The sequence below is a fragment of the Paenibacillus dendritiformis genome, from assembly GCF_945605565.1.
GTDB classification, from domain to species: domain Bacteria; phylum Bacillota; class Bacilli; order Paenibacillales; family Paenibacillaceae; genus Paenibacillus_B; species Paenibacillus_B dendritiformis_A.
Genome location: NZ_OX216966.1, coordinates 2,179,851 through 2,201,818 on the forward strand (window position 1 = coordinate 2,179,851; position 21,968 = coordinate 2,201,818).

A 21,968-nucleotide genomic window follows, 5' to 3' on the forward strand; every position below is an offset into this window, starting at 1 on the left:
AAATGTTTCAAGTCATGTCAGCGGTTTTCACAAATGAAATGTGGTACAATATAGGAAAGAAGGAAGAACACGAAAATTCCGACCCATTAATTGACAGTCCAAAAAAAACAAACATATAAAACGCTTTCATTTAGGAATAAGTAAAAATGATGCTTGTATTTTAGCTGGAAACTCGATATCATTGCATGTGGATTGTATACAAAGTTCGATAAATTGTCGATGATGCAATTCACAGCGGCGCTTCTTTTATACAACATCGCGCAGGCAATCGTTTGTTTTTTTTTGTGGGGATTTTCACATTTCCACTACAACTTATTATAAATGGGCGTCGAAGCACAGCCGATTCTTTTCCTGCGGGTCCACAGAGTCGGCTCAAGTTGATTTACCCGACTGGAAGGAGCAAATTACGATGAGCAACATACCTAAAATCGTCATTTTAGGCGCGGGTTACGGTGGCATCATGGCAGCTCAGCGGCTGCAAAAAGAATTGAATTACAATGAAGCGGATGTAACGCTGGTCAACAAACATGACTACCATTACTTCACGACTCATTTGCATATGCCTGCTGCCGGTACAGACTCCTATGATAATGCGCGCGTATCGATTTCCAAGCTGATCGACGAGTTCAAGATTGATTTCGTCAAATCGACCGTCAAAGAAATCCGCGTGCAAGACAAGAAGGTCATTTTGGAAGACGGAACGCTATCCTTTGATTACTTGGTCATCGGCCTGGGAGGCGAGCCGGAGACATTTGGCATTCCGGGTCTGGGCGAGTATGCGTTCAGCATTCGCAGCATCAACTCGGTTCGCGTCATCCGCGAGCATATTGAGCATCAATTCGCTCTGTTCAAGCAGGATGAGAGCAAGAAGGAGCGCCTGAACTTCATCGTCGGCGGAGCGGGCTTCACCGGCATTGAGTTCGTAGGCGAATTGTCCGATCGCGTTCCGCAGTTGTGCAAGCAGTTCGATGTCGATCCGCAGCTGGTCCATATTTATAACATTGAAGCGGCGCCAACAGCGCTCCCTGGCTTCGATCCGGAGCTGGTCGAATACGCGATGGACGTGCTGAAGAAGAAGGGCGTAACCTTCAAGCTGGCGACCGCAATCAAGGAATGCACGCCGGATGGCGTCGTGCTCGCGACCGGCGAAGAGATCAAGGCGTCCACCGTCGTATGGACCGGGGGCATCCGCGGCAACCGTCTCATCGAGCAAGCCGGCTTCGAAGCGATGCGCGGCCGTGTCAAGGTGGATGAATATTTGAGAGCGCCTGGCCATGACAACATCTTTATTATCGGAGACAACTCGCTGATGATTAACCCGGCGAACGATCGTCCATTCCCGCCGACGGCGCAAATGGCGATGCAGCAAGGTCCGGTATGTACAAGCAATATCGTGGCTTCCATTCGCAATCAACCGCTCAAGAAATTCGAGTTCCATAATAAAGGAACGGTAGCATCCTTGGGCAAAGGCGAAGCGATCGGTGTCGTCGGCTCGAAGAAGCTGAAAGGCTTCTGGGCGGCACAGCTGAAAAAAGTGATCGATATTCGCTGGCTGTTCATCATCGGCGGCATTTCCTTGGCGCTTCGCAAAGGAAAGTTCTTCTAAGCGATGCGTCATTGCAGCGTGCAGGTGCGCGGGCTGCTGACCCGCCCCGAATTGGATCGCTACAACGCCTTGATGGAGGTCGGATCATATCTGGAGCAGCAGAACCGCCACGATCTGGCCTATACGGTTCAAAAAGAAGTCGATCTGCTCATTCAACCGGCGATCGAACGGCTGAAGGAAAAAGGCCGCATGCGGGATCGCATGACGGCGGAATATTTGGCTTCTTTGCAGGATGAAGAAGATTGATTCAAGATGGGACACCGTCGCCGCAGTTCGATGCGGCGGCGTTTTTTTTATCCAGACATAAATATTTTTGATTGATAATGATTTAAAACAACTATTTTTTTTGATATCAATGGTCCGTGCTATAGTGTAACCAATCAGCTGATGCCTATGAGCTCATCCTTATCTGTTCGATTGCCCATGAGGCGGAAATCCTATTCGGAGGTGGAAGCAGTTTGCGTATTACGCCAAATGAAAGCGGTGCCAACTTATCTGGACGCCTGGATCGGCTGCCTGTCAGTTCGATTCATCGCAAGACGTTAGTGACGCTGGCCATCATTTATTTTTTTGAATATGCGGATTTGAATACGTTTTCTTTCGTTGCCCCGGTTTTGAAAAAGGAGTGGGGGATGTCCGTCACCGAGATCGGCTGGATTACATCCAGCTCTTTTCTCGGGATGTTCATCGGTTCGGTATTTGGCGGATGGTTCGCGGACCGATACGGAAGAAAGCGGGCCATTATGATGATGACCTTATTTTTTTCCGTGTTCTCTATGCTTACGGCTGTGGCATGGAATCCGGTAATCCTCGGAATCTTCCGCTTCTTGACCGGCATGGGCGTGTCGGCTGCCTTGATCAATTCGAGCACATATATCAGCGAGTTTTTCCCTTCCGCTTCCCGAGGCAAATATCAGGGCATCGCGCTCGTCGTCGGCTTGCTGGGCATTCCGGTTACCGGCTGGGTGTCGACCTTGCTTATCGGGTTGGGCCCCTTCGGATGGAAATTCGTCTTCATCTGGGGCGGGATGGGTATCGTTGGCGTATGGTTTCTGCGCCAGCTACATGAAATTCCGCGCTGGCATGTCGCCCGGGGAGAAACGGCAAAAGCGGAGGCGATTGTCCGGCAGGTGGAAGAGCAGGTGCGGCGCGAGAAAGGGGAGCTTCCTCCCGTCCCGGAGCCTGCCTATCGGCCGCAAGCGCATAGGGAAGCCAAGGGCTACCGCGAATTGTTCAAGGGGAAATACCGCAACCGGACGCTCATCCTCGCCATGGCCTGGATTTTCCAGACACTCGGCTTCTATGGCTTCGGATCCTGGGTTCCGACGCTGCTCGTTCAGAACGGGATTATGCTCGATAAATCGCTGTTGTACAGCACGTTGATTACGATCGGTGCCCCGCTTGGAGCTTTGCTGGGCGCGATGATCTCCGACCGCTATGAACGAAAGTGGAACTTGGTTGCCTCATCACTCTTTATCGCGATTTCCGTATTCTTGTACGGCATGACCGTCAATCCGCTGTTCCTGATCGCGTTCGGCTTCCTCGTGAACCTGATCGAGCGAACCTATTCCTCCAATTTATACACGTATACGTCTGAAATGTATCCGACATCGATTCGCGGGACGGGCTACGGGTTAACGTACGGGTTGGGGCGGTTCTCCAATGTGCTCGGGCCGATGCTGATCAGCTTGCTGCTGATTGAGTTCGGAAGCTTCAGCGTATTCGCCTTCATCTCGCTGTGCTGGATCGGTTCGGCGCTTGCCTTGAGCTTCGGTCCCGCCACCAACCGGCGCAGTCTGGATGAGTTAGAGAGCGGCGAAGAGTTCAGACCGTACGAGCGAACCCGGGCGGTAACGGCGATGGCCAAGAACGATTGAGCAGGAAGCGAAGAAGATAGAGAGAGGCCGCGCAGGTTTCGCTCTATCTTCTTTTTGGCGTTTCCAAGTCTCTGCTTTTCATAAAATCCACGAATTCCTTAATGAGCGTCAAGTTAAGCGACTCTTTCCGGTAAATCATCCACGACTTCCGCTTCCATGGCTCGCCATGCTTTGAGGTCAAATTAATTGTGTATAAATCCTCCTGACCGCCGAGCACGATAGTCGGCAATATGGCATATCCGAGCCCGTTCAACACCATTTCTTTGCCGGTCTCCATCTTGTCCACCTCCATCGCGATGTTCGGAGGCAGCGAATACCGCTCCTTCCACCACAGTTCGATCGTATTTTGCAGGGAAGGCTCTGTTTTATAATTGATTCGCGGGAGGCTGGGCAGGTCCTGAAGATGAATTTCGTGCTTGGAGACGATGCAAATGTTCTCCTCCATCATTAAATGCTTCTCGTCCGGCCAATCATAATCGCCCCGAAGCATGCCGATATGGACATGCTGGCTGTAGACGGAATGAACGAGATTCGAGCTCCAGTCCGTCATGACCCTCACTTCCACGTCCGGGTACTGCTCCAGAAATTGCTTCAGAATGGAGGGGAGAATATAGGTCGCAATATTACTGGCTACACCCAAGCGAAGAATTCCCGTGACCTTATTATCCATATTGCGCAAAAATTCCTTCGTCTGACGAAGCTGCAGGCGCATATCTTTGGCGTATTTGACGAGATGCTCCCCCTGAGGCGTAAATTGAATGCCTCTTCTTCCCCGGTTGACGATTTTAACGCCGAATTCTTTTTCCAGCTGTTGTATCCGGTACGTTAGTGCCGGCTGAGAAATATAAAGCTTCTCCGCGGCCTTGGTAATGTTCTGCTCGTGGTGCAGCGTCTCCAAAATGATCCAATCTTTATCCTCCATTATATTCTCCTCGCTTCAGACATCGAAAAAACTTATCGAAAATAATAAAAGTTCGATATTTCATTTATTGCAAATACAGTAATACACTGAAATTAAAAAGTCAATTGAATCGACTGCAGCGACAGACAAGGAGTGAGGGGCAATGTATGGCTTTGGACAAGTGGTCGGCATACCGGCGGTGATGATGCGGGGAGGAACAAGCAAAGGGCTTATATTGCGGACATGCGATCTTCCGTCCGATCGCGCGCTGCGGGATCAGGTCATTTTGCGCATGTTCGGCAGTCCGGACAGCAATCAGATCGACGGGCTCGGAGGAGGCAGCAGCCTGACCAGCAAGCTGGCCTTGGTCGGCCCGCCTTCCATTCCAGAGGCGCATATCGATTATACCTTCGGCCAAGTCAGCCTCGACAAGAACGTCATCGATTATAAAGTCACGTGCGGCAATCTGACGGCGGCGGTCGGGCTGTATGCCGCGGAAGAAGGTTACGTCGCCTTGACCGAACCGATCACGGAAGTGAGGATATACAATACCAACATCGATAAACTAATTATTGCCGAGATTCCGGTGGAGAACGGGGCCATCCAATATGAAGGCCGGTTCTCGATCGCCGGCGTTCCGGGCGAATCGTCCAAGATTATGCTGAATTTCCCCGATGCGGGCGGCACGTTTACGGGCAAAACGCTGCCGACCGGGAATGCTGTCGACGCGGTGCAGGTGAGCGGCGGGCGGCGGATCGAGATCAGTATCGTGGACTGCGTCAACACGATTGTCTTTGTCCACGCGCGGGATGTCGGGCTTGCGGGCACGGAGCTTCGGGAGGGCATCAACGGCAATGCGGCGCTGCTGGACACGCTGGAGCAGGTTCGCGTCGGGGGCGGCATTCTCGCCGGTCTGATCCGGCCGGACGAACCGGTCGGCCCGGGAACCCATTCGCTCCCCAAGCTCGTCCTCGTCGCGGAGCCGGCCGATTATGTCACGTCGGCTCATGAGATGATCCGGGCGGCGGACATCGATATTTTATCGCGCTATATTTCGATGGGAGGCCTTCATAAGGCGCATGCCGTCGGCGGGGCGTTGGCGCTTGCGGCCGCCTGCCAAATACCGGGGACGATCCCCAACCGGTTGGCTGCCTCCTCCGGTTCGGCCGTGCGCATCGGCCATCCGTCAGGCACGATGTATGCGGAAGCCGCCGTCGCCCGGACCGCTTCGGATTGGCTTGTCACGCGGGCGGCTTGCGGCCGAACCGCCCGCAGATTAATGGCCGGCGACGCCTATATTCCGGCAGCCGTGCTGGCCTCCGCTACCTGAGCGGCTCATGGAATAAAAAAACGGGAAGCCCCTGCGGGCTTCCCGGTCTGCGTTTATACGGCTAGCGCAGGCAACGTTATACCTTCATGATGTCGTTCAGCTTCTCCGGCGTGAGCAGGTTCCCGACGTAGAAGGAGCCGAATTCGCCGAAGCGGGCGCTCACTTCATCGAAGCGCATCTCGTAGACCAGCTTTTTGAATTGCAGCGCGTCGTCGCTGAACAGCGTGACGCCCCATTCCCAATCGTCCAGGCCGACGGATCCGGTAATGATCTGCTTCACCTTGCCGGCATAGCTGCGGCCGATCATGCCGTGGCTTCGCATCATGGCGCGGCGATCGTCCATCGACAGCATATACCAGTTGTCGGCGAGATCGCGCTTCTTGTTCATCGGATAGAAGCAGATATGCTTGCTCTTCGGCAGCGTCGGCTTCAGGCGGGCCGCCACTTCCGGATTATCCATCGGATCGCCGGTCGCCCCCGGCTTCGCCATATAATTGCTGAGCTCGACAATGCTCACGTACGAATAAGTCGGAATCGTATATTGTGCGAAGGAGGTTTTATTGAAGGCATGCTCCATCGCGTTCAATTCTTCCAAGGTCTCGCGCAGATGGAATTGAACGAGATCGGCCTTCTGCCCGACGATGCTGTATACAGCGGTGCTTCCCCGCTTCTCTTCCTCAGCCTTAGTCCAATCGGACCAGAGCGATTGCAGTTCGTCCAGCGCATGTGCCCGCTCCTCGTCATCCGCCTTGTTCCACTTCGTCCAGTCGATTAAGCGAAAATCATGGAGCGCATACCAGCCTTCCAATGTTAATGCGGCTTCATTCATGTCGTGAACCTCCAATGCTTTATTATATGAAAATGTCTTCATCATCGAACATGCACAAGGCCATTGTAGCTTATCTGTCGGCCCAGGAGCAACTTGAAGGTGATAAATGTCACTGAATGTTCGTTGATTTTTGGCTTCTGTGCCAGTACACTAATACTAATCAAGGCAAATTAGTGAATTTTGGATATGCGGCAGGCCGTCGGAGTATCCATGTGGAGATAGGTTACAGGGGGATGATGATAGACATGATGGGATGGATTATGGTCATCATTTTGATGATGCTGTTCTTCGTCATGATGTTCGGGATCGGGTTTATTTTGAACATGCTGATGAAGACGACCTGGTTCCCAATCGGATTTTATATCGTTATTGTGCTGCCGGCGACCATTTGGATGCTGTGGAAGAGCGATCTGACCTTTATCGGCAATATCGGAAGCTATGGTCTTGTCGATTATTTGACGGCATTGGCGGGACTGGCAGGAGCCTTCGTCAGCGGCAAGACGATAGACTTGCTTCGCAAGAGCGGCTACAAAATGTTTTGACTTGGTTTACTGGGCGTGGAACGGGGTTCCGCGCCTTTTTGGATCGGAGTGGAGCCGCGAGGGTGCGAAGCGCTGAAGCCCGAGGGTTCAACCGCTGAAGGGGAGGCTACAGCGGTTTTTTGCGGCATCATGATGGCGCTTATGGGGCGCGCTCTCGCGCATCCGGATGCAGTTCGGCGGCGGTAGATGCCCGCCAGCATCATCATATCCGCCTGTGCGCAGAGCTCGCCTGTACCCTTGTCCACCTGCACACCCTCATGCCTTTATGAAGCACGGACAGCGCCGGATGAGGCACAAATGGAAAAAATCCTGCGAAAGCGCAGTAATTTTGGTGTTTAAAGGGGGAAATTACAGAAATTCCTGCAAAAGTGCAGGAATCCGCCCCTCTCACTCCATTTGAGCCCGTTATCAGCCGAAATTGATGTATATTTGCAGGATCTTCTATTTCGAATAAGCGCCTCGGTAAGAATACTGCATTGTTGCAGTATTTCCATAGAACCGCAATGACAGAAAGCACGACCTTACAGTGCCGGGGTCAGCAAAACAACAAGCACAATCCGTTGAAGGAAGCAAGAACGTATATTTCTCCGGACGCATTCTCTCTCAAAGCAGTTTTCCGAACTAGCTATCTCGATAGCTGCAATTTTCAAAGCAGTTCTCCGAACTAGCTATCTCGATAGCTGGAATTTTCAAAGCAGTTATCTCCGAACTAGCTATCTCCAAAGCTGCAATCTCAGAACAGTTATCTCCAAAAGCATCCATTACAAATGGAGCAAACTCCAAAGAACCTATCTCGAATGCATTAATCTCCAATGCAGTTATCTCTAGAGCGGCAATCTTTCAAGTAGTTATCTCTAACTGCAGCAATCTATAAAGCAGAAATTTTTAAAGTGATGATCTTTTTGAATTGATCTCTTCTAAGTTGTTCTCATCAAAGTCTTTCCCCCGCAGGGTAGAGTTCCTCTCCAGCGCCGTTATCCCGAATATAGAATAGTATCCCTGTGTGTAGATATTTATCCTTGTAGCCGGCCCGCATAGGGTGTTTTATTGGAATTATAGAGCTCCTGGGAATATTTTGCTCGGTATTGCTCGGTGGTAACAGAGACTGCAGCGGCCAGGAGGGGACGAAGTTGGAGGTGATGCAGCGAAGACGGAGACGTTGGCCTTCCCGAAGGCTTGATTCATGTTGATAAAAAGGAGGAATGTAATGAAATGAGGGCAGCGAACCGCAAAGCTCTGGTTTTTCTATTCGTGCTCGCCTTGCTCTGTTCCGTATTCCCCGCAAGCGTATTTGCGGCGCCGTCATGGGCGCCGAATACCGATTATCGGGCTGGCGATGTCGTCACCTACGGCGGCGCCGACTACAAGTGCATCCAGCCGCACACCTCGCTAAGCGGATGGGAGCCGCCGAATGCGCCGGCGCTTTGGACTCCTCATGCAGGCCCCGGACCGGACCCAGATCCGGATCCGGATACCGAGCCGCCGACGGCTCCAGCGAATCTGGCCGTGACTGGCTTCACGTCCACGGCCGTGTCGTTAAGCTGGGACGCAGCGAGCGATAATGTCGGCGTCACCGGCTATGAGGTGTACCGGAACGGAACGCTCGCGGGAACGACCGCGATCACGTCGTATACCGTGACGGGACTGACGCCGGACACGTCGTATTCGTTCACCGTGAAGGCGAAGGATGCGGCTGGCAATGCTTCTGCTCCGAGCGCGGCCGTGACCGCCACGACCGCGCCGGGAGGGCCTGGCCCGAACCCGGCTCCCGGCAAGCTGCTGATTGGCTACTGGCATAACTTCGACAACGGCTCGACCGCCCTGAAGCTGCGCGACGTATCGCCGCAGTATGACGTCATTCATGTCGCCTTCGCCGAGACGGTAGGGGGAGACCGCTCGACCTTGAGCTTCACGCCATACAACGCCACGGTCGAGGAATTCCGTTCGGATGTCGCCTATTTGCACAGCCAGGGGAAGAAGGTGCTGATCTCCATCGGCGGGCAGAACGGCTCGGTTGAGCTTCACAGCAATCAGGACGTCCAAAATTTCGTCAATTCATTGGCAAGCATCATCCAGACCTATGGCTTTGACGGACTGGATATCGATTTGGAGGGCGGCTCCGTCTCGCTGGGCGCCGGGGATACGGATTACCGCCATCCGACGACGCCGAAAATCGTGAATCTCATCGCCGCCGTCCGGCAGCTCAGCGATCGCGTCGGCCCGGGCTTCATGCTGACGATGGCGCCGGAGATCGCCTACGTCCAGGGCGGCATCGTCGCCTACGCCGGTCCATGGGGCGCTTACCTGCCTGTCATTCACGGGCTGCGCGACAAGCTGGATTTCATTCATGTCCAGCATTATAACGCCGGCGGCAACGAGGCGCTGGACGGCCGCGTCTACACGCAGGGGACGGCCGATTTCCAGGTGGCCATGGCGGAAATGCTGCTGCGGGGCTTCCCGATCGGACGCAACCCGAACAATCTGTTCCAGCCGCTGCGGGAAGATCAGGTCGCAATCGGCCTCCCGGCCGTGCCTAGCGCCGCTCCTTCGGGCGGCTACACCTCGGGGGCGGATATCGCGAAGGCACTCCGCTATATAGTGAAGGGCACATCCTACGGCGGTGCGTATACGCTGCAGCAAGCCGGGGGCTATCCGAACTTCCGCGGCGTGATGACATGGTCGGTCAATTGGGACGCTACGAGCGGCTATGCCTTTGCCAATCAGGTCCGATCGGCCTTCAACGGATTAAGCAGCGCCTCCGGTCTTGCCGCTGGCCCGGAGCAGGCGGTCCGCATTCTGTCGTCGCCGTCAGCAATCGCCGAAGCGTCGCTATCAGCAGTCGTAAAAGCGCCGCCGGCTGCTGACGGTGCTCTCGCCGCTGCCGCCTGGGCTCCGGGGGTGAGCTACGCCGCCGACGATCTCGTCTCGTATCAAGGGAAGATATACCGCTGCCGGCAGCCGCATACGTCCCTGGCGGGCTGGGAGCCGCCCAACGTGCCGGCGCTCTGGAGCTACGTCAGCGAGGGGGAAGAGCCGGAGGATAACGAACCACCCAGCGCTCCGGCCGATCTGAGGCTGATCGGCAAGACGGCGACCAGCGTGTCGCTCGCCTGGAGCCCGGCGACAGACAATATCGGAGTAACGGGATATGAGGTGTACCGGGATCAGACGTTGGCCACCACGACGAGCGGCACTACCGCGAATGTCACCGGATTGGCGCCGGAGACGGCGTATTCCTTTGCGGTGAAGGCGAAGGATGCGGCGGGCAATGTGTCACCGCCCAGCGCCGCCTTGAGCGTGACGACCTCCGCTGCCGGCGGGCCGGGTCCGCTGCCCGGCAAAGTATTGGTCGGCTACTGGCATAACTTCGTGAACGGTGCGGGCTTCCTTTCGCTGCGGGAGGTCTCCGCCAATTTCGATGTTATCCATGTCGCATTTGCCGAGCCGGCGGACAACAGCGGGAACATTGAATTCACGCCTTACCAATATACCGATGCCGCCTTCAAGGAAGATGTCGCTTACTTGCAGAGTCTAGGCAAAAAAGTGACCATCTCGATCGGCGGCCAGAACGGCCACGTCGAATTGACGACTCCCGCCGCTCGCGACCGGTTCGTCCAATCGATGATCGCGATTATCGAGAAGTACGGCTTCGACGGATTGGACATTGATTTCGAAGGGCAATCGCTTTATTTGAACCAGGGGGACACCGACCTCGAGCGCCCGACGACACCGGCTGTTATCCATCTGATTGAGGCGCTGCGCGCCATTCATGATCATTTCGGATCGGATTTCCTGCTGACGATGGCGCCGGAGACGTTTTTCGTCCAGGTCGGGTATACGAATTATGGCGCCGGCCAATGGGGCGGCGATCGGCGCGCCGGGGCATACTTGCCCGTCATCCATGCCTTGCGCGACATCATCGCTTGGGTGCAGGTGCAGCATTACAATTCCGGACCGGTGACCGGCCTGGACAATCGGTATTATACGATGGGCAGTGCCGACTTCCATGTGGCGATGGCCGACATGCTGGTGACGGGCTTCCCGCTCGCCAAAGATCCGAACCGGGTCTTCCCGGGGCTGCGCCCGGATCAGGTCGTCATCGGCCTGCCTGCTGACAGCCAGGCGGGCAACGGCTATACGGGCGTCGCAGAAGTGCATAAGGCGCTCGATTATCTCATCAAGGGGCGAGCGTTCGGGGGCAGCTATACGCTGCGGAACCCGGCCGGTTATCCCGAGCTCCGCGGCTTGATGACGTGGTCGATCAATTGGGACCGCTTCAATCGATTCGGCTTCTCCAATCCGCATCGCGCTTATCTGGACCAGTTGAATGGATTGTCCTCCGGAAGAGGAGGGCCGAACGGAGGGGACTTTTGACAGAAGGCGGCCGCATCGCATACAATGAAGATATGCCTGCCGCAGCGAGACGGGCGGGCAAAACATTCGAAGGAAAGGGAAAGGTACATCGCCGATGATTAATTAATCCGAACTGAAGCGAATCATTTTGACTATATCGATCTCAAAATGTACGTTCAGAGAGGATAGATCTGCCTGCTGGCGGATTGTCACCGGCTATGTCTTGACCGAAATTCAAGGATATGATTGCTGCTGCGCGCTTCGGCGCAGTGAGACCCTGCGCTGACACGCGCGGAGGACTGGCTGCCTAAGCGGTGCAGGCGCTGCAAGATGCAGGCGGCTTCGGCCGCTTGCGAAGAGACGCTGCCTCTGGGGCACGCGCCGTCTTGCGGCTTGCCGGCAGCATGGCCAGCGGCCAGACATCCTTGAGCATTGCCGTAACATCTATCCTCTCTGGAATCCAGGGAGGTTTTTTTATGAATTCAATCAGACATACCGAAGGCAGGCAGATGCCGCCTGCCGGCAAGCTTGTATTAGAGGCGAGCGGCCTGGCCGCCGAGGCCGGAGACCGCCGCCTGTTCACGATTCCCGAGACGCTGCGCGTCTATTCCGGCGAACGGATCGGACTGATCGGGGCAAACGGCGCTGGCAAGACGACGCTGATCCGGATATTGGCCGGGCTGCTGGAGCCCGCGCAAGGGAGTGTGCGGCAAATGGCGTCCTGCGCCTTCGTGCCCCAGCTCGACGATATTCGTGATGAAGTCTCGGCCGAGGCAACGCTTAGCGGCGGAGAACGGACGAAGCAGCGGCTCGAACAGGCGCTGCAGGGCGGCGCCGAGCTGCTGCTGCTCGACGAGCCGACCAGCCATCTCGATATGGAGCAGATGAAGCGGATGGAAGACCGGCTGCTCGATTTCTCACGGACGGGCACGCTGCTGCTTATCTCGCATGACCGGACGCTCCTGAACCGGGTCTGCACGAAAATATGGGAGATGGAGAACGGGACCCTCCATATTTATGCCGGCGGCTACGACGATTACTGCGTAGAGAAGGAACGGCTGCGTACGGAGCGCCAGCGCGAGTATGACCAGTACATCGCGGAGCGGGACCGGCTGCAGGAGATGATCGTCCAGACGAGGGTCATGGCGCAGGGCGTCGGCACCCCGCGTCCGCGCAAAGGATTGACCAGCAAGGAGATTCGTTCTGCGCGGCCCCACTTCAACCGCAAGCAGGGAAAGATGGACAAACGGGTCAAGGCGATGGAGACGCGGCTGGAGAAGCTGCCGCAGGTGGAGCGCCCGTTCGAGCTTCCGCCCGTCGCCTTCGATGCGGAATGCCATCGGCCGCTCCGGAGCAAGAGCGCGCTTGAGGTCAAGGAGCTGCGGCTGTGCGCCGGGGAGCGGGAACTGGTGCGGGACGGCAGCTTCCGCATCCGTCCGCAGATGAAGGTGGCCTTGCTCGGGCCGAACGGATCGGGGAAAACGACGCTGCTGCGGCTGCTGAAGCAGAGAAGCGAAGCGCTGGACGGCGGGCCGGAAGAGGGCGCTTCATCCGCTATGATCCGGTTCGCGCCGAATGCGCGCGTCGCCTATTTCGATCAGAAGCTGTACTCGCTTGACCTGCAGGAGAGCGCCTTGGCGAATGTGCAGAAGTCAAGCGCCTACGACCAGACCGCCATTCGCACGGCGCTGGCCCGGCTGCGGCTCCGCCGGGACGAGGCGTTGAAGCCGGTCTGGCAGCTGAGCGGCGGAGAGAAGGTCAAGACGCAGCTCGTCAAGCTGTTCTTGAGCGAAGCCAATGTGCTGCTGCTGGATGAGCCGACGAATTACCTCGACATCGAGGCGCGCGAGGAGCTGGAGCGGGTGCTGGCCGCCTATCCGGGGACGCTACTGTTCGCGACCCATGACCGTATGCTGCTGGAACGGACGGCCACGCATGTCCTCCGCTTCAGCGGACAGTCGCTGGAGCTGCTGCCGATCGAGATGCTGCATGCCGAGAAGAAGTCGCCGCAACAGCCAGAGCCGCAAGCCGAAGGCTCCGCCCGAGAGGAAGCGGCCTGGACGGAGGAGCAGCGGATGATGGTCGAGCTGGAATGGTCCGAGCTGCTGTCCCGGCTGTCCCAGCCGGTTCGCCAGGACGAGGCCGAGAAGGAGCGGCTGGAGCGGCGTTATGCCGAATTGCTGGAGCTGCGCCGGGCGATGCGATGAGCGGGAGATCCGAACCGGCTGCCGCGGCTGCGGCGGCCGGACTGGACTTGTGCACGGGGCATCCCCAATAGCGGAACACCGGATTTTTCCCCGGACGGTTCGTCTCAAGTATGTTACAATAGGTGAACGTGACGTGCACGGATGAAAAGGAGAGAGTGTCATGCGAATGTCCAACATGCATCATTTTACAGAGCACCATCGGTATGTGGCTTACCGGGAATTCAGCCTCAGCGAGCTGGATCGGAAGATGCTGTCCCACGTCTATCAGCCGATGGTCGGAGCATTCGCGATTGGGTTATATCATTTATTGTACCAGCATGCGCCTGCGGACCGTGTCGGCTACTCGGGCGTCGATGCGCAGCGCCGGCTGTTTCTGCTGCTTGGGCTGGAGCCAAGCGAGAAGGGACGGACCTATTTCGTCGAACAGACCTCGAAGCTGGAGGCGGTCGGATTGCTGCAGACGTCGCGGATGCTGCTTCCGGACATGGAGGAGCATATGTACGAATACGAGCTTCAGCCTCCGCTTTCGCCTCATGAATTTTTCCGGACACAGCATCTGACCCTGCTGCTGCGCGATTTCGTCGGCAAGTACGCCGTGCTGAATCTGAGGGAGCAATTCAGTACGGGCGAGCCGTTCGATGCGACGGTGAAGGAGGCGGATCGTGAAAATATTTCGATTCCGTTCTATGAACTGTTCCGCTTGAATACGCAGGTGATCGACGTTGAGCTGGAGCAGGCGCTGGATGAAGTGGCGCCGAGCCGGGCAACCGTCCGCCCTCCGGCGGTGAGCGAGGAATCGGAGACGCCGGCCTTGAACTATGCCGACATTATTATCCGCTTCCCGAAGCAGTCGGTTAACCGCAGTTTCGTCGAACGGCTGCGCTATGACCAGGAAGGGATCGGCGTCATCAATTATGTCGTCCGCAAGTTCGGGCTCACGCTGCAGGAGACGGTCCGGCTTCTCGATGAAGACGGCATCTTTGCGCAGGACGGCCGCATCGTCATCGATGAGCTGCAGCACCGGGCGCATCTGCACTTCCGTCAGAACAAGCGCCGCGGGGAATGGCAGGAGCGGGAGCAGCAGCGCATCGGCCATCTCGGGGAGGAATCCGCGGCCCCGCAAGAGGAGGTCGCGGTCGAGATGGAGTTCTATGTTGACGTGCCCCCCCAGTTCAGCGGCAAATGCGATATTCACCAATACAATATGATGCTTCGCAATACGCCGTACACCCAGCTGCTGGAGCGGTTTTTCCCGGGCGCGGTGCCGGACTCTTTTCTGGATATGTTCACCAAGATGGATATCAATTATAAGCTGCCGGATGAAGTCATTAACGTACTCATTCATTATTTGATGACCATGCTCGCACAGGGGGCTGAGCAGCGGTTGAACCGCAACTTCGTCGAAGCGATTGTGTCCAATATGCTGGTGAAGCAGGTCAACACTTACGAGCAAGCGGTAATGTATATCCGCCAGCAATCCCAGGTGCAGGAGGCGGGCGCGGCCCGTTCGGGCGGGAAGGCCGCTTCGCAGCGGACGCGCAGCCGCTACGGGAAATCGGCGAAGCCGGCGATTCCGATCGTGACCCGCTCGCAGGATGCCCCCTCCTCGCTGTCACAGGAGGAGATCGACGCCGCACGGGCGCTCGCCCGCAGATTGGACGGACAAGCCTAAGGCCGGCAGGCATGCTTGCAGGCTTCCCACACGATGAATATCGAAGACAGAAGATAAGGAGGGCTCCCGCATGGAATCGATAGGCGAACTGTTGAAGCAGCTGCCGCTTGGCAGCCGGCGCGCGCAAGCGGAGCAGAAGATGGCCGAGCTGATGAACCATCCGCTCGTCGCCGAATTCCGCAGCTCCCACCCCGAGCTGGACGAGCGCAGCCTTCGCATGAATATGAACAAATTGTACCAGTACGTGAAGGAGGCGGGGCATTGCAGCCAATGCCCGGGCCTGGAGCAGTGCCCGAACGATTTCCACGGGCATTACACCCGGCTGAGCGCGGAGGAGGTCAACGGTCAGGCGTTCATTTATGACCGCAAGGTCCCGTGCCAGAAGTGGCTTGCACATGAGCGCCAGCAGTCGATCCATAACCGCGTCCGTTCCTTTTATGTGGATGAGACGGCTCTCAAGCAGGGATATTCCGCCCGGGAGATGCTGGAGATCGACATGGAGCGTGTGCCTGCGGTCAAAAAGGTGATGGAATATGTGATGCAGGCGAAGGAATCCGGGCTGACGCCGCATGGATTGTACCTGGTCGGACCGTTCGGGACCGGGAAGACCTTCCTGATGAGCTATGTGCTGTACGAGCTGGCCCGCGCCGGATATACCGGGGTCATCGTCTACATGCCGGAATTCGTCGAGGAGCTCAAATCGATGTTCCAGGAGCCGCAGAAGCTGCGGGAGACGATCGAGCTGATGAAGGAGACCGACCTGCTCGTATTTGACGATATCGGAGCGGAGAACATGTCGGCCTGGGTGCGCGATCATGTGCTCGGCTCGATTTTGAACTACCGGATGAACCGGAAGCCGACCTTCTATACGTCGAATTATGACACCAACTCGCTGCTGAAGCATTTCAGCTACACGCGCGACGGGGAAGATATTTATAAGGCGGAGCGCCTGATGGACCGGATTAAGCCGTTTACGGACATCGTCCATGTGAATGGGCGCAACAAACGGGGAATGGAAGACACGTGATGAGCGTGTCTTTTTTTATGCTGCGTTGACAGGATGAGCAAGACGAAATTATAATGGTCATAGCAACTATCGTCACATCAATAATGGAGGCCCGCTTTGGAATTAGAAAAATATATTGGCGTCATCGTGAGCCGTGCAGATTTGAAGTTGAGCAATTATTATCAAAAAGTAGTCAGCCCGTTCGGCATCACCGTCGATCAATGGGAGATTCTTGTCGTGCTGTGGGAGCAGGAGGGCATCACGCAAAAGGAGCTTGCCGAGCGCTTGTACAAGGATCAGACGAACATTGCGCGAATGTTGTTCAAGCTGGAGAAAAAGGGTTTTATCCATCGTGTCACCCATGAGACGGACAGAAGAGCTTTGCGCGTCTATTTAACCTCCAAAGGACGGGATATCAAGGACGAGATTATGGAGCCTTCGATTGAAGCCTATAAAAAAACGATAGCCGGTTTAACTGAAGAGGAGGTAGACAACTTCAGACGGACGCTTGCGGTGATGTACAACAATGTCAAGGATCTGTAGCTTGCTTGTCTGGGCGAGGTCCTTCGTTTTATGGACAAATAGTTGCTATGACCATTATCATCACAACAAATAGATAGGCGGAGGTGAGGGCTGTTATTTTCAATTGAGCGGGAGATCCGATTATTTTTTTGGAAAATTAATTGCTATAGCAATTAAGGATGTGACAAGTATGGTGGGTACACAGGTGGACACGGAATCGAAAAAGGCAGGGATCCTCGATGCTCCCTACCGGGCGTTAACCATCGGCATCGTTTTGATCGTTACGACGATGGCGTTTGAAGGGCTGGCCATCACGACCATTGCCCCCAAATTGGCGCAGCATTTAGAGGGCATCCATTTATATGGGTGGATATTCAGCGCCTTTCTGTTATCTCAAATTATCGGCACGATGATCATGGGGCAGCAGATTGACAGGAGGGGAGTCACTCGCTCCTTTATGGCGGCCATTATCATGTTTGTTATCGGCATTGCCGTCGCGGCATCAGCGGTCAATATGTATATGCTTATTGCCGGGAGAGCGCTTCAAGGCTTTGGCGCGGGCGCCAGCATCACTTGCGTGTATTACAGCATCACGCTGCGCTATCCTGATGCCCTGCGGACCAAAATCCTTGCGGCATTTTCCGGGGCCTATATCCTTCCTGCATTAATCGGTCCTTATCTGGCAGGAGTTATCGCCGAGCTCGCCTCGTGGAGATTTGTATTCTGGTTTGTGCTCCCTTTCGTTGTGCTGGCCGTGATTTTGACGATTCCCTCCTTTCGGCACATGCAGCAGACCGGGCGCACGTCATCGGGACAACGCCATCATAAAGAAATCTATGCCCTCATTTTGACGCTGGGCACGGGGCTGCTGCTGACCGGCTTAGGTTCTATATCCGAGTGGGGCGGCATCGCGTTGACGGTGGCGGGCATTATTCTGTTGGTGCATCCTTTGCGCAAGCTGCTCCCTTCCGGGTCCTTTCTTCTTCGCAAAGGCTTGCCTGCCACCATTGTATCCAGAGGGTTCTATGTTGCCTGTTATGTCGCTACGGAGAGCTACGTTGTCTTGGCCTTGATCGAGGTGAAGGGTCTGTCTGCGGACATTGCCGGCTTAATTGTGGCTGCCGGAGCGTTGAGCTGGTCCACCGCGGCTTGGCTGCAATCCAAGCTTGACGAACGGGATGCCGGCAAGGGCAGGAAAAAGAGAGTGGTCACCGGGGTCGCCATGATGGTTAGCGGAGTGATGTGCGTAATGGCGGTAATCGGGCTGCCTGGCGGCATCATTGCCTTGGCGATTCTCTCCCAAATATGCACCGGATTCGGCATCGGGCTGGCCAACCCGACCACGGGAGCCATTGCGCTGCAGCATGCAGAGCCCGGCCAGGAAGGCGAGGTGTCGTCCCAGCTCCAATTCGTCGATGCGTTCGGGCCCGGATTAAGCGTAGGCATTGGCGGGGCGCTGATCGCCATCAGCGATTCGCTGCAATTGGGAATCTTTGCGGGCGTCATGCTTGCCTTAACCGCCCAGTTGTTGTTCATCGTTATCAGCTTGGCCGCCGCCTGCCGCATTGCGGTCAAACGTTGAAGCTAACCATTCGCCTTTGTCCGTTCGCATCGCGATGGATGCTGGAATGGCTTCGATAGCAGCAAAAAAAGCATGCATCGCTGCATGCTTTACCGGTATTGTTACTTGTGCAAGAACGGGTTGAACGGTTCGGACGCTTCCGCTTGACGCGGTTCCCGGCAGGCGGAACCAATCCGGACCTGCCCGCGGAACGACGTATGGCGATTGGATGTTACGATATCATGAACTTAATGATCACCATACCGAAGAAGACGACGAACATAAACCCGAACATGGCGTTGAACCCGAACAACACGTCTGAAAAATCATTTCTCGGCTCTTCGTTGACATGTTCGCGAGGATCCATCGTATTGGCTTCCATTAGCGCGTCCTCCCATCTGTCCGTCACGTTGCAATGATTCAGATCACAACATAGACAGGTAGTAAAACCCATTTTAACGCCTCTAGTATATCGAACGGCGGCGGAACTGTAAAGTCCGGGCTTTCTTATCCTGTGACAAATTCCTAACAAAATGCATCCCGCTCTGATTTCACATAAAAGTCCGACTTGTGGTATACTTTACTTGTTGACTCAGATATTCTGTTTTTCACGATAAAGGAGGTTCTCTAACATGGCTATCGTAAATGTGTCCGACCAGTCGTTCAAGACCGAGGTAGAAGGTCAGCAGGGCGTTGTATTGGTCGACTTTTGGGCGCCTTGGTGCGGCCCTTGCAAGAGATTGGCTCCGATTCTTGAAGAATTGGACGGAGAAGTAAGCGGTCAAGCCACGATCGCGAAGGTGAACGTGGATGAGAATCCGGAATCCGCTTCCCGCTTCGGCGTGATGAGCATTCCGACGATCATCGTGTTCAAGGACGGCCAGCCAGTGGACAAAGTGGTCGGCCTGAACTCCAAGGATGCGCTCAAAGGCTTGATTGGCAAGCATCAATAAGCATCCGTGCGGATGAGCATGCGATAGAAGAGAAGCCTTCCTGTTTCAGGAAGGCTTCTTTGCGTTGAGCAGAAGCGCAGCGCCCTCTTTTTTGATAAAATAGAAGAGTCATGCATCTAAAGTGAACGGCGTGAGCCTTCACGCAGGGTGCCGAGGCAGGAACAATGATGGTAAGGAGGGAGCTCGCGTGAGCGACTCGGACAAGAACCGCCCGAACTGGCGCGCAGAGCGGTGGAAGGCCCGCTGGAATGAACGCTATGCCCCGGAACAGGAAGACGAACTGGATGCCGAAGCGTTGGCCGAACGCGCCCAGGCGCTGGAGAAGATTCACCACAAGCTCGCCTTGCTGCCCGATGCGCCAGGCTGCTATTTGATGAAGAACAGAGAGGGCACAATTATTTATGTCGGCAAGGCCAAGGTGCTCAAGAACCGTGTCCGCTCCTATTTCTCGGGCAGCCATGACGGCAAAACCCAACGACTTGTAGCGGAAATCCGCGATTTTGAATATATCGTCACCGGCAGCAATATGGAAGCCCTCATCTTGGAATGCAATCTTATTAAGAAGCATCACCCGCGTTACAATGTGCTGCTGAAGGATGACAAGACGTTCCCTTATATCAAAATAACAAATGAACGCCACCCGCGGCTGGAGGTGACGCGCCGGGTGCTGAAGGATAAGGCGAAATATTTCGGCCCTTATCCGAACGGCTTCGCTGCCCAGCAGACGAAGAAGCTGCTCGATCGCCTCTACCCGCTGCGCAAATGCTCCACGCTGCCGGACCGGGTCTGCTTGTATTATCATATTGGCCAGTGCTTGGCGCCGTGTGAATACGAGGTGACCGAGTCCGAATACGAAAACATGGTGCAGGAGATATCCAAATTTCTCAGCGGCGGACATGAAGAGATTAAACGCGAGCTGCAGCGGAAGATGGAGGAGGCGGCCGAAGAGCTGCAATTCGAGCGGGCCAAGGAATATCGCGACCAACTGATGGCGATCGCGGCGATTATGGAGAAGCAGAACATCAATACATCCGATCAGGTCGATCGGGATGTGTTCGGGTTCGCGGTGGACAAAGGCTGGATGTGCGTGCAGATTCTATATATCCGTCAAGGAAAAATGATCGAGCGCCATACGACCCAATTCCCGTTCTATGGGGAGCCTTATGCCGACTTCATGTCATTCGTGACGCAATATTACAGCGAGAATCCGGCGGTGCCGAAGGAGATTCTGCTCCCGGATCCGGACGGATTGGCTGCGCTGGCGGCAGACGCGGCCGCTGAAGCCGCTCTGGCGGCGGTGGAGGCCCGGCAAGAGACGGACGGAGATTCGGATGAATCCGCCCGCATTCCGGATGCAGGCCAACCGGAGGATTCGACAGACGGCGACGACGCGGAAGAGGGGGCTAATCCGAAGGGTCTGGACGCCGTTCCGCATGCCGAAGAGAGCTTGGCGACGACAGAAGCGCTGCAGCAATGGCTGAAGGTGAAGGTCATCCTGCCGAAGCGCGGGTTGAAGAAGCAGATGATCTCGATGGCGATGGAAAATGCGCGCGTTGCCCTGGAAGAGAAGTTCAAGCTGGTCGAGCGGAGCGAGGAGCGGACGCAGCGGGCAGCCCAACGGCTCGGGGATGCGCTCGGGATCGGTGCGCTTCGCCGGATCGAAGCGTTCGACAACTCCAATATCCAGGGGGCCGACCCGGTCTCTGCGATGGTCGTCTTCACCGACGGCAAGCCGGACAAGAAGGAGTACCGGAAATACAAAGTGCGCACCGTCGTCGGCCCGGATGATTACGAGACGATGCGCGAAGTCATCCGCCGCCGCTATGAACGGGTGCTGAAGGAGCAGCTGGATATGCCGGATCTCATTATCGTGGACGGCGGCCGCGGTCAGATGTCGGCGGCGCTGGATGTGCTCGAGAATGAGCTTGGCCTCGACATCCCGGTATGCGGGCTTGTCAAGGACAACAAGCATAAGACGGCGCAGCTGATGGCCGGATTCCCGCCCGCCATCGTGCCGCTTGCGCGGGACAGCCAGGAGTTCTACCTGCTGCAGCGAATTCAGGATGAGGTTCACCGCTTCGCGATCTCGTTCCACCGCGAACGGCGGGCCAAATCGATGGTGACGTCGGCGCTCGATTCCATTCCGGGCATTGGCGAGAAGCGGCGGAAGCTGCTGCTGAAGCACTTCGGCTCCTTGAAGAAAATCCGGGAAGCATCGGTCGAGGATTTCCGGGAGATCGGGATCGGCGAGAAGCTGGCGACTACGATCTTGGCCTCGCTCCGGCAAGAGAAGGAACCGCACGAAGCGGAGCAGGATGCCCCGGACATGGAGGCTGCCGATGTGGACAACGATAACGATGAATAACAAGACTCAAGCGAAGCTTTGCAGGCTGTTCCTGCAAAGCTTCTTTTTTGGGGACGGTTCCGGTTGAAACGTACTTGCTTCCGCTTGGCCGTAGAACCGGGTTGACTCGGTCCCTCTTCGCAAGGGTTCGGAGTTCCTTATAAGCAATCTCCCCTCCGCTCAGAATCGAAGCTCGGCACGACTTGCTTCCTGTTAGCACCTTGCCGCTTCAACCTTGTTGATATGGGTGAAGATGCCGAAGACT

17 protein-coding genes are annotated in these 21,968 nt (G+C 55.8%); 13 read left to right on the forward strand and 4 right to left on the reverse strand.

Annotation, left to right across the window (positions count from 1 at the left end; genetic code table 11):
- The first annotated feature begins 409 nt into the window (after positions 1-409).
- The 3 genes from NNL35_RS09495 (at position 410) to NNL35_RS09505 (ending at position 3,483) form a co-directional block, all read left to right on the forward strand.
- Positions 410-1,606: an NAD(P)/FAD-dependent oxidoreductase gene (locus NNL35_RS09495; protein ID WP_006676060.1), complete on the forward strand. Its 1,197-nt coding sequence runs from the start codon at positions 410-412 to the stop codon at positions 1,604-1,606.
- Positions 1,607-1,609: 3 nt separating this feature from the next.
- A complete protein-coding gene (locus NNL35_RS09500; RefSeq protein ID WP_006676059.1) occupies positions 1,610-1,852 on the forward strand; it encodes a hypothetical protein in 243 nt (80 codons plus the stop codon).
- Positions 1,853-2,064: 212 nt separating this feature from the next.
- Positions 2,065-3,483, forward strand: a complete 1,419-nt coding sequence (locus NNL35_RS09505; protein ID WP_006676058.1) for an MFS transporter — start codon at positions 2,065-2,067, stop codon at positions 3,481-3,483.
- Between the two features lie 43 nt (positions 3,484-3,526).
- On the opposite strand, the gene NNL35_RS09510 is transcribed toward NNL35_RS09505, so the two are convergent.
- Complete coding sequence (locus tag NNL35_RS09510) at positions 3,527-4,405, reverse strand: LysR family transcriptional regulator (protein ID WP_006676057.1); 879 nt, start codon at positions 4,403-4,405, stop codon at positions 3,527-3,529.
- Between the two features lie 142 nt (positions 4,406-4,547).
- On the opposite strand from NNL35_RS09510, the gene NNL35_RS09515 reads away from it, so the two are divergent.
- A complete protein-coding gene (locus NNL35_RS09515; protein WP_006676056.1) occupies positions 4,548-5,714 on the forward strand; it encodes a 2-methylaconitate cis-trans isomerase PrpF family protein in 1,167 nt (388 codons plus the stop codon).
- 76 nt (positions 5,715-5,790) lie between these two features.
- Here the strand turns inward: NNL35_RS09515 and hemQ are convergent, their stop codons facing one another.
- Positions 5,791-6,543 carry a hydrogen peroxide-dependent heme synthase gene (gene hemQ, locus NNL35_RS09520; RefSeq protein WP_006676055.1) on the reverse strand — a complete coding sequence of 251 codons (753 nt, stop codon included), beginning with the start codon at positions 6,541-6,543 and terminating at the stop codon, positions 5,791-5,793.
- 248 nt (positions 6,544-6,791) lie between these two features.
- Between hemQ and NNL35_RS09525 the strand changes: the two genes are divergently transcribed.
- Positions 6,792-7,085 carry a YuiB family protein gene (locus NNL35_RS09525; RefSeq protein ID WP_040730647.1) on the forward strand — a complete coding sequence of 98 codons (294 nt, stop codon included), beginning with the start codon at positions 6,792-6,794 and terminating at the stop codon, positions 7,083-7,085.
- A gap of 1,212 nt (positions 7,086-8,297) precedes the next feature.
- Complete coding sequence (locus tag NNL35_RS09530; protein ID WP_006676053.1) at positions 8,298-11,459, forward strand: chitinase; 3,162 nt, start codon at positions 8,298-8,300, stop codon at positions 11,457-11,459.
- Between the two features lie 286 nt (positions 11,460-11,745).
- Here NNL35_RS09530 and NNL35_RS30350 read toward each other — a convergent pair whose 3' ends face one another.
- Positions 11,746-11,871 (reverse strand): hypothetical protein, encoded by a 126-nt coding sequence (locus NNL35_RS30350; RefSeq protein ID WP_274380368.1) that lies wholly within the window; start codon positions 11,869-11,871, stop codon positions 11,746-11,748.
- A gap of 43 nt (positions 11,872-11,914) precedes the next feature.
- Between NNL35_RS30350 and abc-f the strand changes: the two genes are divergently transcribed.
- From abc-f to NNL35_RS09555, 5 genes are all read left to right on the forward strand, one after another.
- The gene (gene abc-f / locus NNL35_RS09535) at positions 11,915-13,645 is read left to right on the forward strand and encodes a ribosomal protection-like ABC-F family protein (RefSeq protein ID WP_006676052.1); all 1,731 of its coding nucleotides are present in this window, start codon (positions 11,915-11,917) and stop codon (positions 13,643-13,645) included.
- A 160-nt stretch (positions 13,646-13,805) separates the two neighbouring features.
- Entirely contained in the window at positions 13,806-15,317 is a 1,512-nt protein-coding gene (locus NNL35_RS09540) for a DnaD domain protein (RefSeq protein ID WP_040730612.1), read from the forward strand.
- Between the two features lie 70 nt (positions 15,318-15,387).
- Positions 15,388-16,344: a primosomal protein DnaI gene (gene dnaI / locus NNL35_RS09545; protein ID WP_006676050.1), complete on the forward strand. Its 957-nt coding sequence runs from the start codon at positions 15,388-15,390 to the stop codon at positions 16,342-16,344.
- 96 nt (positions 16,345-16,440) lie between these two features.
- Complete coding sequence (locus tag NNL35_RS09550; RefSeq protein WP_006676049.1) at positions 16,441-16,866, forward strand: MarR family winged helix-turn-helix transcriptional regulator; 426 nt, start codon at positions 16,441-16,443, stop codon at positions 16,864-16,866.
- A 169-nt stretch (positions 16,867-17,035) separates the two neighbouring features.
- Positions 17,036-18,427: an MFS transporter gene (locus NNL35_RS09555; RefSeq protein WP_006676048.1), complete on the forward strand. Its 1,392-nt coding sequence runs from the start codon at positions 17,036-17,038 to the stop codon at positions 18,425-18,427.
- A 211-nt stretch (positions 18,428-18,638) separates the two neighbouring features.
- Here NNL35_RS09555 and NNL35_RS09560 read toward each other — a convergent pair whose 3' ends face one another.
- Entirely contained in the window at positions 18,639-18,788 is a 150-nt protein-coding gene (locus NNL35_RS09560) for a hypothetical protein (protein WP_006676047.1), read from the reverse strand.
- A 250-nt stretch (positions 18,789-19,038) separates the two neighbouring features.
- On the opposite strand from NNL35_RS09560, the gene trxA reads away from it, so the two are divergent.
- Positions 19,039-19,359, forward strand: coding sequence for a thioredoxin (gene trxA, locus NNL35_RS09565; RefSeq protein WP_006676046.1), 321 nt, complete (start codon positions 19,039-19,041; stop codon positions 19,357-19,359).
- Between the two features lie 187 nt (positions 19,360-19,546).
- Complete coding sequence (gene uvrC / locus NNL35_RS09570; RefSeq protein WP_006676045.1) at positions 19,547-21,724, forward strand: excinuclease ABC subunit UvrC; 2,178 nt, start codon at positions 19,547-19,549, stop codon at positions 21,722-21,724.
- Positions 21,725-21,968 lie beyond the last annotated feature (244 nt).

What these genes read in the sequence shown, in the direction of transcription:
- NNL35_RS09495 (WP_006676060.1), top strand. Translation starts at nt 410, where the DNA reads ATGAGCAACATACCTAAAATCGTCATTTTAGGCGCGGGTTACGGTGGC.
- hemQ (WP_006676055.1), bottom strand. Translation starts at nt 6,543, where the DNA reads ATGAATGAAGCCGCATTAACATTGGAAGGCTGGTATGCGCTCCATGAT.
- NNL35_RS30350 (WP_274380368.1), bottom strand. Translation starts at nt 11,871, where the DNA reads ATGCTCAAGGATGTCTGGCCGCTGGCCATGCTGCCGGCAAGCCGCAAG.
- NNL35_RS09560 (WP_006676047.1), bottom strand. Translation starts at nt 18,788, where the DNA reads ATGGAAGCCAATACGATGGATCCTCGCGAACATGTCAACGAAGAGCCG.
- NNL35_RS09525 (WP_040730647.1), top strand. Translation starts at nt 6,792, where the DNA reads ATGGGATGGATTATGGTCATCATTTTGATGATGCTGTTCTTCGTCATG.
- trxA (WP_006676046.1), top strand. Translation starts at nt 19,039, where the DNA reads ATGGCTATCGTAAATGTGTCCGACCAGTCGTTCAAGACCGAGGTAGAA.
- NNL35_RS09510 (WP_006676057.1), bottom strand. Translation starts at nt 4,405, where the DNA reads ATGGAGGATAAAGATTGGATCATTTTGGAGACGCTGCACCACGAGCAG.
- NNL35_RS09555 (WP_006676048.1), top strand. Translation starts at nt 17,036, where the DNA reads ATGGTGGGTACACAGGTGGACACGGAATCGAAAAAGGCAGGGATCCTC.
- abc-f (WP_006676052.1), top strand. Translation starts at nt 11,915, where the DNA reads ATGAATTCAATCAGACATACCGAAGGCAGGCAGATGCCGCCTGCCGGC.
- NNL35_RS09500 (WP_006676059.1), top strand. Translation starts at nt 1,610, where the DNA reads ATGCGTCATTGCAGCGTGCAGGTGCGCGGGCTGCTGACCCGCCCCGAA.
- dnaI (WP_006676050.1), top strand. Translation starts at nt 15,388, where the DNA reads ATGGAATCGATAGGCGAACTGTTGAAGCAGCTGCCGCTTGGCAGCCGG.
- NNL35_RS09540 (WP_040730612.1), top strand. Translation starts at nt 13,806, where the DNA reads ATGCGAATGTCCAACATGCATCATTTTACAGAGCACCATCGGTATGTG.
- NNL35_RS09530 (WP_006676053.1), top strand. Translation starts at nt 8,298, where the DNA reads ATGAGGGCAGCGAACCGCAAAGCTCTGGTTTTTCTATTCGTGCTCGCC.
- NNL35_RS09515 (WP_006676056.1), top strand. Translation starts at nt 4,548, where the DNA reads ATGTATGGCTTTGGACAAGTGGTCGGCATACCGGCGGTGATGATGCGG.